Raw genomic sequence first — 12061 nt, forward strand, 5'->3', positions numbered from 1 at the left:
GCCCGGGGAAGGGCGCCGGCCGGGAGATGGGGCCATAACCGAACCTGCGGTCAGTTTAAATGAGCCGGCAATAAAATCCTCCGAAGCATTAAGGGTTTTAACTGAATCCGTGGAAGATCTGCATAATACTGTTACATTTCCGGCAGGGTGCGCAGGTTCTGCGGGACGGGGAGAAGTCTTTTCCCCGCCTGCCGGAGGAGGCCGGGGGAAGGGCAATTCCCCGGGCGGCCGGATGCACCCCGTGCTGGCCGGCATCCTGATCAGCCTGTCCAACCCCTACTGGAGCCTGTGGTGGGCCACGGTGGGCCTGGGCTATATCGTCCTCTCTTTAAAGCAGGGGGTGCCGGGCCTGGCCAGCTTCTTTTCCGGGCACATACTGTCGGACCTGGCCTGGTACGGCCTGGTGGCGGCGGCGGTGGCTGGCGGCCGGCGTTTTCTCACCCCTGTGCTCTACCGGGGCATCCTGGTGGCCTGCGGCTTTTTTCTCATTTTCCTGGGCGGCTCTTTCATTTTCTGGGGGGTGCGGGGATAAAAACCGCCGGCGGCCCTTTTGCAGCGGCCTTTGTGCCGGGTTTTCCATGTCCCCGGCGGCCGGGGTAAAATTTTCCCCCGGGGCGCATTTTAATGTCCCGCCCGTTGTACTATAATACCTGAAAAGCACCCGGGAGGGGGTGGGGAACGGGTGGTTGCCCACCACTTCCCTTTCAACCCTTTTCCGGGCCAGATAAGAAAAGATGGTGCCGGTATGGTGGGGGAAACGTATAAGAGTAGTGCCGTTGCAGCAAAATCCGGGCCTTTTCACCTGCTGGAAAAAGCCCTCCGGCAAAGGAGGGCGCAGGATGAAGAGGCCAGGCAAAACCTGCTGCTCAGGGTGAAGGCGGCCCTGGCGGAACTGGCTGGCCGGGTTTCCTTCAGCCGGGCGTACATTTTTGGTTCCTGTACCCGGCCGGGTGCCTTTAAAAGGGGTATTTCGGACGTGGACGTGGCCTTTGAAGGCCTTGCCGACAGGGATTTTTTTACGGCCATGGTTTTTCTTTCCGCCGCACTGGGAACGGATGTGGATGTGGTGCGTATGGAGGACCTGGCGGGAAGCCTGCTGACCGCCAAAATCAGGGAGGAAGGCATTCAATGGACGAGGGAAAACTGGCCGTCCTGCGGGCCGAAGTAGAAAACCAGGTGGCAGCCATTGAAAGGATATTCGACAGGGTGAAAGAGCGCCGTAAAATGACGGATACCGTTCATCTGGAAAGCCTGGGATACCAGCTGCACAACCTTTACTGCGCCTTCGAGGACTTATTTAAAATTGTTGCCCGGACCTTCGAGAATGAAGTGACCAGCATGGCTCGTTACCATACCGAACTGCTGCGGCGGATGACCCTGGATATAAAGGGCGTTCGGCCGGCCCTTTTCAGCAGGGAAACGGGGGAGCTCCTGGATAACCTGCGGGCATTCCGGCATTTCTTCCGTCATGCCTATGCCTACCAGCTGGATCCGCGCAAGCTGGCGGTGGTGCTGGAAGATGCCCTGAAACTGGAAGACCGTTTTAAAAAAGAAGTGGCCCGATTTTTACACCTGGTCTCTTCTACGGTTTAAAAACATTCCCCGAATGAAGGTCAGGAGGTGGACTTTCATGTCCATAGTCTACGGCGGCATCTGCCCCCACCCGCCCATCATGGTGCCCGAGGTGGGTGGTGCCGAGGCGGACAAAGTGATCTCTTCCCGGCGGGCCGTGCTGGAGCTGGGCCGCCGGGTGAAGGAAAGCGGTGCGGAAGCCCTGGTCCTCATTTCGCCCCACGGCCCGGTCTTCCGGGACGGCATTGCCGTGACGGCGGTGCCGGCGGTGGAGGGGGACCTGGGCCGGTTCGGCGCCTCCCGGGTGAGATTTAAAGTGCAAAACCACCTGCCCCTGGTGGAGGAAATAAAGGGGCGGGCGGCGGAGCTGGGCGTCACCGTCCTGCCCCTGGACGCAAAAACGGCCCGGCGCTACGGCCTGGACCTGGAGCTGGACCACGGCACCATGGTGCCCCTGTATTTCCTGCGGGAGGCGGGCCTGCACCTGCCCCTGGTGCCGGTGGCCATGGGGCTTTTGCCCTATCCCCGGCTTTACGCCTTCGGCGCGGCCCTGGCCCGGGCGGCGCAAAACCTGGATCTACCGGTGGCCGTGCTGGCCAGCGGGGATATGTCCCACCGGCTCACCCCCGGTGCGCCGGCCGGCTTCGACCCCCGGGGGAAGGAATTCGACCGGGAAATGGCCCGTTTGGTGGGGGCGGCCGACATCCAGGGCATAATGAACCTGGACGCCGCCCTGGTGGACGGGGCCGGGGAATGCGGCCTGCGGCCCGTCATCATCACCTTCGGCGCCTTCGACGGGCTGGCTGTGCGGGCGGAGGTCCTTTCCTACGAAGGCCCCTTTGGGGTGGGCTATATGGTGGCCGCCCTGGCCCCGGCCGGGCCGGACCCCCGGAGAAGGCTGCTGGAAAAACTGACCGGGGAGGAGAAAAAGGCCGCAAAAGAACGTATTAATAAGGAAAGTTTTCTGGTGCGGGTGGCCCGGCGCTCCCTGGAAAACTACTTTGCCGGCCGGTCCCGCCTCTACGACGACACGGAAATTCCGCCGGAATTCGCCCGCCGGGCCGGGGCCTTTGTTTCCCTGCACAAGCACGGCCAGCTGCGGGGGTGCATCGGCACCGTCACCCCCCGGTACGAACACGTGGTGGAAGAGGTGGCCCGGAACGCCGTCAGCGCCGCCGTGCGGGACCCCCGCTTTTACCCGGTGACGGAGGATGAACTGCCGGACCTGGAGATTTCCGTGGACGTGCTGGCCGAGCCGGAGCCGGTGGACGGCCTGGATAAACTGGACCCCAAAAAATACGGCGTCATCGTCCAGTCCGGCCGCCGCCAGGGCCTGCTGCTGCCCGACCTGGAAGGGGTGGACACGGTGGAGCGGCAGGTGGACATCGCCCGGCAGAAGGCCGGCATCGGCCCCCACGAGCCGGTGCAGCTGTACCGCTTTGAGGTTAAACGGTACCATTAAAAAGAGGACGGGTTGTGACAGGGGACGGTTCCCTGTCACACCTGGTGGGTTGTGACAGGGGACGGTTCCCTGTCACACCTGGTGTGTCAGAGAACCGTCCCCTGTCACACTGTCACACGTAAAGGGGGGTTTCATTTCATGCACGAGGCCCTGTTCTATGAAAAGGGCGAGGACAACCGCACCTTCTGCCGCCTCTGCCCGAAGCTGTGCACCATCCGGGAGGGGCACACCGGCTTCTGCCGGGTGCGGAAAAACCAGGGGGGCGTTCTCTACTCCCTGAACTACGGCCGGGTTTCTTCCTATGCCATGGACCCCGTGGAAAAAAAGCCCCTGTACCATTTTTACCCGGGCAGCGCCGTCCTCTCCCTGGGCAGTGTGGGCTGCAACCTGCAATGCGGCTTCTGCCAGAACTGGCAGATCGCCCACGCCGACCCCCGCACGGTGTATTTGAGCCCGGCGGAGGCCGTGGCGGCGGCCCGGGAGGAGATCCGGCGGGGGGTTAAGTGCGTGGGCCTGGCCTATACCTACAACGAGCCCTTCATGTGGTACGAGTACGTCTGCGACACCGCCCGCCTGGCCCGGGAAGAAGGGCTGAAAAACGTCCTGGTGACCAACGGCTACATCAACGAGGAGCCCTTGAGACAGCTGCTGCCCTACATAGACGCCATGAACATCGACGTAAAGGGCTTTACCGAAGAATACTACAAAAGCACGTGCCTGGGCCGCCTGGAGCCGGTGCTGCGCACGGTGGAAATCAGCCGCGCACACTGCCACGTGGAATTGACCACCCTGCTGGTTCCCGGGCTGAACGACTCGGAGGAGGAGATCCGCCGCCTGGTGGACTGGGTGGCCGGGCTTTCCCCGGACATCCCCCTGCACTTTTCCCGCTACTTCCCCAGCTACCGGTTCGACCTGCCCCCCACGCCCCTGGAAACCATGCAAAAAGCCCGGGCAGTTGCCCGGGAAAAGCTGCGTTACGTCTACCTGGGCAACGCCCCGGAGCTGGAGGGCGGCGATACCGTGTGCCCGGCCTGCGGCGAAACCCTCATCCGCCGCACCGGCTACCGGGTGCGGGTGACGGGCCTGGAGGGGAAAAAATGCCGCCGCTGCGGGGAAGAGGCGGCGGCGGTGGTGGTGTGAAATGAGGGGTAATGCCGAATATTACAATGATTCCCATTTGCGATGCAGCCTCTCTCTGGTAATGGCTGATCGTATCTAAATAACCAAGGAAGTGGGTGATTGATTATGAAATGGGAAGAAGTAAAGGAAATATACCCAAACCAGTACGTCTTGATCAAAATATTAAAATCACACATTGAAGATAATAGAGAGGTTGTAGACGAAGTTGCTGTTGAAAGATGTATTAAAGACCCGCGAGAGGCGACAAGTTTACTTGTCAGAAGTAAAGGTGATACACTGGTATACCATACCGGGAATGAAAGAATCGTGCTGGAATTACGAGCCATGCCCGGACTCAGGGGGGCGGTAATTTAAATTATGCGGATAAAGTTCCGGGACGGGTTGCTCTTTGTTTCCCTTGCAATAACTTATCACGGACAAACAAAGGTAATTGATAATATAGTCATTGATACCGGCGCTACACATTCAATTGTTTCCCCTGACGTTGTCAATGATTTGGGAATAGTTTTTGAACGAGGAGATGCGGTTGTAACCAGCTATGGAATAGGGGGTAAGCAATACGCATTTTCAAAGCGGGTGGACAGAGTTGTCCTTGGTTCCTTTGAAGTAAGCGAATGTATAATTGATTTTGGTCTTGTTGATCCCGATGGTAAAATCAATGCCCTTCTTGGATTGGATTTGCTTATGAAAGCTGGGGCAGTTATTGACTTAAAAAACTTGTTGTTGTACGCAGGCACATTTTAAAACTTCGTATTTAAAGGTTTGGTGCGCATACAAAAATTACCTGGTTACGAAAAAGTGCTACTCGTATCCTTTCAACTGCTCCATAAGGAATCTAAACCATATATTCACGCTTCGCCAGCCGCTCTTCCAGGTCGAACCGGCGGCGCACCAGGGGTGCGGGTACGTGAAAGGCATCTGCCACTTCATGGATCCCCTGGAAGCCCCCCACTGCACTGACCGTCCCCGGAGGCAGCAGGAGGAGGGCGGCAAAATCTTCGGCGGCGTTTTCTTCTTCCCCTTTCCCGCTCAACCCGTCCACGTATATGCCGCTGGTGACATTCAGGCAGTGCTGGCCCAGCCCGTAGGCCAGCATGTGCTTCAGTTCCGGCCTGGAAAGCCCCTTTTTCACCGTGAGCAGCGCGATGCCGTCCCCCGTGCGCATGTACCTTCCCCTGACCCGGCCTTTAAAGGGGAAGCGGGTCAGGATGATCCCTTCGCTCCCGGCTATCCTGTACAGCTGGTAAACACCCGGCGGCCCCTCGAGACAATACTTTTGGATCAGGGCCAGGGCCAGCCGGACGGCTGAATTCAAGGCTGCCGCCTCCACTCGGCAGAACACTGGCGTATCCTTTGAACTATTTCTCAGATTTTATTATACACCACCGTTGCGTCGAAATTTGTTGAATAGCTGGAGAAGATGAAAAAATCATTTGCACCGCCCCTGTCATACGGGGCGGCGCGGCCTTCAATTCCACCGGGCCGGGCCCGGGGGAGGTTATGCCGTTCCGCCCGGCAAAGGCCCTGTCATCCCTTCTGGTTCCCTTCCTTCCTTTTCCCGCGCCGCTCCCTCTCCTTCTTTATAAAGCGCAGGGCCCACTCCCAGTGCTCGACCAGGGACTGTTTTTCTTCCTCCGTCAGGTCCGGTACCTGCCTGAGCAGGCCGGCAAACAGGGGGTCGGCCGCCACTGCATACAGCTTCGCGTCATGGGGGGCATTCCCGGGTGCACCTTCTTCGCCGGTTCCGTAAGGCCGGTCGGTGCGTCCCAGCAGGTAATCCGTCGAAACGCCGAAGAAATCGGCCAGCCTTTTCAGAGACTGGTTGTCCGGGGAGCGCCTGTTTTTCTCGTACATGGCAATGGTGCTCTGCCCCATGTGCAACAGGCGGGCCAGTTCCGCCTGGGACAATCCCCTTTGATTGCGCAAATGGGCCAGCCTTTCGCCGAGGGAAGGCATGTTGATTCACCTCGATCGTAATTTAACACGTTTTGTGAAGTCGGGAAAGAAAATAAAAAACGGATTTTCCGTTAGAGCGCATAATGTGATAGGAAATAAAATCCTTCTACTAATTATTTACGTTCGGCGCAAATTTTAACCGGTGGACCCTTGACAGCAATCGCGAATTGTGATTATATTAATAGTCAGAGGGTACCGGCGGCCGCCGGCGCCGCGGGGCTGAAGCGGGCCGGCCGGCGCTGCAGCCGGGCAGGAAGGGAGGGGTTTTAGCTTTCCAAGACCAGCCGAAGGGTGAGCGGGGTGAGAAATGAAAAGATGTACCAGTTGAGGCTCCAAATGGGCCTCAGCCAGCGGCAGGTAGCCGAGGCCGTGGGCATCAGCCAGAGTTCATACGCCATGATTGAAGGCGGCCACCGCCACCCCCGCAAGGAGGTGGAGAAGAAACTGGCCGACTTCTTCGGCGTCACCGTGGACGAGCTTTTTTTTGGCCGGGATTATCACGAATCGCAATTGGAAGAAGTTGAAGAAGCTAAAGACGCGGCCATGCAGGGGCCCGGAAAGGATGGGTAGCTCCACAGACAACGAAGGTTGGTGTGACGGCAGGTGGGCAAGTGCGCTTGTAAAGCGGTACGATTTGGTTGTTTTTAAGAAAGGTGGTTATTACACGCAATGAAGTCAAGATTGCTGGCAGTAACCCTGGTGTGCTGCCTGCTTCTGGCCCTGGCCGGCGCGGCCTATGCCGGTTTTTCCGACCTGAACGGCCACTGGGCGCAGAAGCAGGTGCAGGCGTGGGCGGACAGGGGGCTGGTGAACGGCTACCCGGACGGCACTTTCCAGCCGGATAAGGCCGTGACCAGAGCCGAATTCGTGGCCCTGGTGAACAGGGCCATGAACAAGCAGAACCCCGAAGCCACGGCCGATTTCAAAGATGTGCAGACGGGCGACTGGTTTTACCGGGAAGTGGCCGCCGCCGTTAAAGCCGGCTATGTAAGCGGCTACGAAGACAAAACCTTCCGGCCCAACCAGGCCATCACCCGCCAGGAGGCCGCCTCCATCATCGACCGGCTGCTGCAGCTGGACAGAGGCGATGAGGGCGCGCTGACGAAATTCAAAGACGCCGCGCAAATGGGCAGCTGGGCCAGAGGCAGCCTGGCCGCCGTGGTGGCCAAAGGCCTGATGGGCGGCTACCCCGACGGCACCTTCGGACCCACCAGGTCCATCACCCGGGCGGAAGCCGTGGTGGTTCTGGACCGGGCCACCGGTGGCCAAGAAACTCCTCCGGCAGGAACAGTGAAAGTCACCGGGGTAAAGCTGGATAGGAATACGTTGAGCCTTACCGTGGGCTCCACGGTGCAGCTGGAGGCCACCGTCAGCCCGGACAACGCCACCGACAAGAATGTGACCTGGTCCACCAGCGACGAGAGTATCGCCACCGTGGATGACCAGGGCAACGTTAAAGGCGTGGCCGTGGGTAAGGCCACCATCACTGTCACCACCGCGGACGGCGGCTTCCAGGATACCTGCGAAGTGACCGTAGAACGTCGTAGTGGCGGTGGCGGCGGCGGTGGCGGCGGCGGCGGATCTACCACCGTACCCGTTACCGGTGTGAGCCTGGATAAGACCAGCCTGACCATGACGGTGGGTGATACCGCCCAGCTGACGGCCGCCGTAACTCCCGACAACGCCTCCAACAAGAGCGTCACCTGGAGCAGCGACAACACCGCCGTGGCCACGGTGGACGCCGGCGGAAAAGTCACCGCTGTGGCGCCCGGCACGGCCACCATCACCGTGAAGACGGCGGACGGCGGCAAGACGGCCAGCTGCGTGGTGACGGTGCAGCCGGCCAGCAAATGGCCAGTAGAAGTGGAAAAGGTACAGCTTTCCGTTCTGGCCGGTAATACGGCGGTCAAGGTGTTCATTAAGAGCGAATACGTCAGCTCTGTTGCTGCCGTGACCGTAAACGGCCAGGCCATGACTAAGCAGACGGCCAACCCCGCCGAGTGGAGGGCTGTGCTGGCGGGCACCCTCACCGAAGATGACCTGACAGTTGAAGTAAATAAAGCGGCCACACCCACTTATCCGCCGGAAGTGGATAAGGTTCAGCTCTCGGTACTGGCCAATAACACTGCCGTGAAAGTGTTTATCAAAGCGGACAAGGTCGATCAGGTGGAGTCGGTATCCGTCAATAACCAACCGGCGACCCAGCAGACGGCCAACCCTGCCGAATGGCGGGTGGTGCTGCCTGGTTCCCTTACGGAAGCGGATCTGCAGGTCATCGTCACCCTCAAGCAGGCCCCGCCGCCTCCCGTGGAACCGGGGCAGTTGATTGACATGACCAAATCCAACATTTCCTATAGTAAGACCTTTGGCACCAACGCCTATATTTACATCCTGCCGGGCAAGGACGTGACCTCGGTTAAGGTGGCGGGAGTGGACGCCAGCTACGTATCCAGCAAGAATATGTGGGCGGCGACCATAGATGCCAAGGCAGGCGACGTGATTGAGGTAGTGGCCAGCGGGCCCGCTGGCAGCGAAACCAAGCAGTTTACCGTTGTAGACATTGGCGTTTAACCACTGGTTAAAAAACATTAACCGTAGGAGGTAATTTCTACATGAAAAAAATGAGGAGGACTGTCTGGCCGGTTCTGGCTGTTTTATTGGCCCTGTCGCTGCTCTTCTCCAGCGTTGCCTACGCAGCCCCTCTGGCCATTCAGGTGGAAGCGTCTAACAGCCAGGTGTACAATTATGATTACACCGCGCTGGGTTCTTCCCAGGCCCTGGCCAACCACTTCAGGAACGCCTTCAGCTGGGCATTTGCCAACGGGAAAAAGGTAGCTATTGACGACACAGCAGGAGTAAGGGTAGACTTTGAGTCCACCTTTGATCACGGCGGCTATGCCGGGGCTGTCGAAGCCGTTAAAAACGGTCAGGTGCCGCCGGCCGGGCCTCTGGCCCCCACCCATAATGTCATTGTGGACAACAACGGCAATGTGGTGGAGCAGCCGGCCAACGCGGTGAGCGTAAATGTAGATCCAGCCTCTGTCAGTCTGACAGTGGGAGAAACCAAGCAGCTCACTGTTACCACCGATCCCGCTGACGCCGCCGTCACCTACACCTCTGATAATACAGCTGTGGCCGAAGTCGACGCAACGGGCAAGATCACGGCCAAGGCGGCTGGCAGCGCCACCATTACCGTGACCGCCAAGAAGGATGGCCTGGCCGATGGGACGGCTACTGTGGCGGTGACGGTGAGTGAAGCAGCCGGGCTGCAAGTGGTGTCGGTAAGTGCTATTAACCTCAATCAAATTCAAGTAGTGTTCAATAAAGAAGTGGACAAAACTTCTGCCGAAACCCTGGCCAACTACGTCTTAAACAACGGTACCATTAACGCCGCTTTAAACAATGCAGCCTGGACCGAAACTCCAAAGGCCACCCTGCAGGATGATGGTAAGACAGTAGTCATTACTTTGGATACCGATACAGACGCGACTTACCAAACCCTGCAAAACCAGATTGAAGCTACCCTTATCATCTCTAATGTGAAGTCCAAGGACGGTTTTGAAACCATAACAAGCACCACCAAGAAAATAACTTGCGTTGATATTACCGTGCCGTCCGTGGTAGGCGTCTCCATGGAAGGTAACAAGGTTATCATCGTCAAATTCTCTGAACCCGTAAAAGGTGATGAGGCTATCAATGCAGCTAACTACCGTATTGACGGCGTGTCCCTGTCATCCTATGGTGTAGGTGCTATCAGTTACGATGCAGAAAAGGCCGAAGTTCGCATTCCTCTGACCACTGCTCTGCCTGACAAGACCTACAAGCTGACTGCTTCCGTTAATAACGCCATTGAAGACCTCGTGGGCTTAAAGGTACTTGCAACCGATAAGGATTTCACCGTTAAGGCTGATACCACTGCAGCTACTGTAAGTGCTGTTGAAGTTGCCGCCGACAACAGTTACGTTAAAATTAAATTCACAAAGGCTCTGGATCCTGTTGCCTATGTAGTTGGGGATCCTGTTATCATTGACGGAATTCCAATTTTCAATGCAGGTACTACTACCATTGCCAAATCCGTTGAAAACGGCGTGCTGAAGCTGCAAGCTGCTGGTGCCGGTACTGACTATGCAAAAATAGTAGCAGCGGGTGCTCACGCTGTAAACGTAAAACAGGATGCCACCAATTATCTGGTTGATGCGTTTGGCGTTAAGGTTGCCACATCCTTCATCACCTATACCATTGCCGCCGACACAACCAAGCCGGTGGTTAGCAAAGTGACAGTTCAGACCGGTGCCACCAGCACTGAAGTGAAGTTCAGCGAAGCGGTTGATACTGCCTCTGCTCAGAACAGATTTAACTATGTAATAAAAGACGCTCAAAACAATGCTGTGACCATTAGCAGTGCTGTTATTAAAGCCGGGACAACTGATACTGTAGTGCTGACTCACACAGCCCTGGCAGCAGGCACTTACAGCGTAGCTATTCAAAATGTCAAGGACCTGGCGGGTAATGTGATGGATGTTTATAACACCAGCCTGGTGGTGGCTGATACCGTAGCTCCCACTGTAACTGAAGTAAAATATAGTACAGCAAATAATGCCATTTATGTGTATTACAGTGAAGCTATGAACACCAGCACCACTACTGACCAGGCCAACTATCTCTATAACGATTCGGCATTGCCCGCTGGTACCACCATCACTGCTCTGTCTAATGCGGCAGTTAAGATCACTCTGCCTGTTACTACACCTGTAACGGCTGGAACAAGGTTTGCCGTATCCAGCAATGTAACTGACCTGGCTGGCAATAAGATGGCTGGCTTCGGTTATAGCACCACTCTGACAAATCCGCTAGCCGATAACCTGGCTCTGGCTGCTGGTACCACTGTAAACGTAACCGATAAACAGACTGTAGTTCTAACCTTGGATAAAGAACTGAAAGCTTTACAGGCTAGCGACTTCACCTACTCTACTGACAATGGTTCCAATTGGACTGCATTTACCCAGCAAAACGCTAGCTATGTTAACCAAAACGGTAAGGCCGTTGTAACTCTGAAGGTCGGTTCTCCCACTTGGGAAACTGACGGCAAAGTTTTAGGTAATACCGTGAAAGTCCGTGCTAACCAAACTGTTGAATATACTTTTGAGACCACGGCAGTTGACGACACCAAGTTAACCGCAACTGCACTTGGCGGTGCTAGTGGTATTGCTGTAACTGACAAGATTGCACCTGCGTTAGCTTCTACTGATCCTATCACCACTGTAGATAGTGATTCTAATGGTAAGATTGATCAGATTAAAGTTGTATTTACCGAAGCTATGGATGGTAACTATCTGAGCGCAACCACTTTTGCAGTTAGCGGTTACACCGTAACTGGTGCTGCGTTAGATAAAACTGACGCTACTAATAAGACTGTATTGATCTCTATTGCTGAAGGTACCAACCCTGACAGTGATGCTACTCCTAACGTAACTCGCGTTGGTGTTATGAAGGATGCTAACGGCAACGAATTTACTGGGTTGACCACTGCTACTGCTGCCGCAGACAAGGCTAGTCCGGTTATCGTAAGTGCAACAAAAGTCGATGCTACACATATACAACTTACCACTTCTGAAGCGGTATCTAAGAACACCTTAACTAACGGCACTGGCTTCACTGTTAAAGATAGTGCTACTACTCCAGCTAATTTTGATGTAAGTGCTGCTGCTTTTAGCGGTAATACAATTACCTTGACTGTGGCAGATACTTCTAGTGCAACTGCTCCTCTTAAAGTAACCTATGCAGCACAGAATGATCAGAACGAAGATGCAGCTGGCAATGATTTGGCGGCTGTGACTGATTTGGTAGTCGAATAATAATCGCGGTTGTTCCTGCTTGCTCAAAAATGGAAGGGTCAGGTGCCCTTCCATTTTCTTGTGCGCCCGGCATGGG

General features: G+C 56.3%; 12 protein-coding genes. 10 read left to right on the plus strand and 2 right to left on the minus strand.

Annotated features, from left to right (window positions below; genetic code table 11):
• The 7 genes from GFC01_RS13635 to GFC01_RS13665 form a co-directional block, all read left to right on the plus strand.
• Positions 1-532: LysE family transporter (locus GFC01_RS13635; protein ID WP_194174953.1), on the plus strand; the 532-nt coding region annotated here is incomplete at its 5' end.
• Positions 533-745: 213 nt separating this feature from the next.
• On the plus strand, positions 746-1168 hold the full coding sequence (locus GFC01_RS13640; RefSeq protein ID WP_152947726.1) for a nucleotidyltransferase family protein: 423 nt from the start codon (positions 746-748) through the stop codon (positions 1166-1168).
• A complete protein-coding gene (locus GFC01_RS13645; protein ID WP_152947727.1) occupies positions 1129-1593 on the plus strand; it encodes a ribonuclease toxin HepT-like protein in 465 nt (154 codons plus the stop codon). Before GFC01_RS13640 ends, GFC01_RS13645 begins: the two co-directional genes overlap by 40 nt.
• Positions 1594-1630: 37 nt before the next feature.
• On the plus strand, positions 1631-3034 hold the full coding sequence (gene amrA / locus GFC01_RS13650) for an AmmeMemoRadiSam system protein A (RefSeq protein WP_152947728.1): 1404 nt from the start codon (positions 1631-1633) through the stop codon (positions 3032-3034).
• 138 nt (positions 3035-3172) lie between these two features.
• Positions 3173-4174, plus strand: a complete 1002-nt coding sequence (gene amrS, locus GFC01_RS13655) for an AmmeMemoRadiSam system radical SAM enzyme (protein ID WP_152947729.1) — start codon at positions 3173-3175, stop codon at positions 4172-4174.
• Positions 4175-4279: 105 nt separating this feature from the next.
• The gene (locus GFC01_RS13660; protein WP_152947730.1) at positions 4280-4528 is read left to right on the plus strand and encodes a hypothetical protein; all 249 of its coding nucleotides are present in this window, start codon (positions 4280-4282) and stop codon (positions 4526-4528) included.
• Between the two features lie 3 nt (positions 4529-4531).
• On the plus strand, positions 4532-4918 hold the full coding sequence (locus GFC01_RS13665; protein WP_152947731.1) for a retropepsin-like aspartic protease: 387 nt from the start codon (positions 4532-4534) through the stop codon (positions 4916-4918).
• Positions 4919-5009: 91 nt separating this feature from the next.
• On the opposite strand, the gene GFC01_RS13670 is transcribed toward GFC01_RS13665, so the two are convergent.
• Both GFC01_RS13670 and GFC01_RS13675 read right to left on the minus strand, forming a co-directional pair.
• The gene (locus GFC01_RS13670) at positions 5010-5489 is read right to left on the minus strand and encodes a M78 family metallopeptidase domain-containing protein (RefSeq protein WP_152947732.1); all 480 of its coding nucleotides are present in this window, start codon (positions 5487-5489) and stop codon (positions 5010-5012) included.
• Positions 5490-5701: 212 nt separating this feature from the next.
• Positions 5702-6130, minus strand: coding sequence for a helix-turn-helix transcriptional regulator (locus GFC01_RS13675; RefSeq protein ID WP_152947733.1), 429 nt, complete (start codon positions 6128-6130; stop codon positions 5702-5704).
• A 300-nt stretch (positions 6131-6430) separates the two neighbouring features.
• Here GFC01_RS13675 and GFC01_RS13680 point away from each other — a divergent pair, with 300 nt between their 5' ends.
• The 3 genes from GFC01_RS13680 (at position 6431) to GFC01_RS13690 (ending at position 11985) form a co-directional block, all read left to right on the plus strand.
• Positions 6431-6700 carry a helix-turn-helix domain-containing protein gene (locus GFC01_RS13680; RefSeq protein WP_341473991.1) on the plus strand — a complete coding sequence of 90 codons (270 nt, stop codon included), beginning with the start codon at positions 6431-6433 and terminating at the stop codon, positions 6698-6700.
• 99 nt (positions 6701-6799) lie between these two features.
• On the plus strand, positions 6800-8701 hold the full coding sequence (locus GFC01_RS13685; protein ID WP_152947734.1) for an S-layer homology domain-containing protein: 1902 nt from the start codon (positions 6800-6802) through the stop codon (positions 8699-8701).
• Between the two features lie 41 nt (positions 8702-8742).
• A complete protein-coding gene (locus GFC01_RS13690) occupies positions 8743-11985 on the plus strand; it encodes an Ig-like domain-containing protein (RefSeq protein ID WP_152947735.1) in 3243 nt (1080 codons plus the stop codon).
• The last annotated feature ends 76 nt before the right edge of the window (positions 11986-12061 follow it).

This window comes from Desulfofundulus thermobenzoicus, assembly GCF_009428905.1.
Taxonomy (GTDB): Bacteria; Bacillota; Desulfotomaculia; order Desulfotomaculales; family Desulfovirgulaceae; genus Desulfofundulus_A; species Desulfofundulus_A thermobenzoicus.

Excerpts from the sequence above, each read along its gene's own strand:
- GFC01_RS13690 (WP_152947735.1), top strand. The coding sequence starts at position 8,743 with ATGAAAAAAATGAGGAGGACTGTCTGGCCGGTTCTGGCTGTTTTATTG.
- amrA (WP_152947728.1), top strand. The coding sequence starts at position 1,631 with ATGTCCATAGTCTACGGCGGCATCTGCCCCCACCCGCCCATCATGGTG.
- GFC01_RS13640 (WP_152947726.1), top strand. The coding sequence starts at position 746 with ATGGTGGGGGAAACGTATAAGAGTAGTGCCGTTGCAGCAAAATCCGGG.
- GFC01_RS13645 (WP_152947727.1), top strand. The coding sequence starts at position 1,129 with ATGGACGAGGGAAAACTGGCCGTCCTGCGGGCCGAAGTAGAAAACCAG.
- GFC01_RS13685 (WP_152947734.1), top strand. The coding sequence starts at position 6,800 with ATGAAGTCAAGATTGCTGGCAGTAACCCTGGTGTGCTGCCTGCTTCTG.
- GFC01_RS13675 (WP_152947733.1), bottom strand. The coding sequence starts at position 6,130 with ATGCCTTCCCTCGGCGAAAGGCTGGCCCATTTGCGCAATCAAAGGGGA.
- GFC01_RS13665 (WP_152947731.1), top strand. The coding sequence starts at position 4,532 with ATGCGGATAAAGTTCCGGGACGGGTTGCTCTTTGTTTCCCTTGCAATA.
- amrS (WP_152947729.1), top strand. The coding sequence starts at position 3,173 with ATGCACGAGGCCCTGTTCTATGAAAAGGGCGAGGACAACCGCACCTTC.
- GFC01_RS13660 (WP_152947730.1), top strand. The coding sequence starts at position 4,280 with ATGAAATGGGAAGAAGTAAAGGAAATATACCCAAACCAGTACGTCTTG.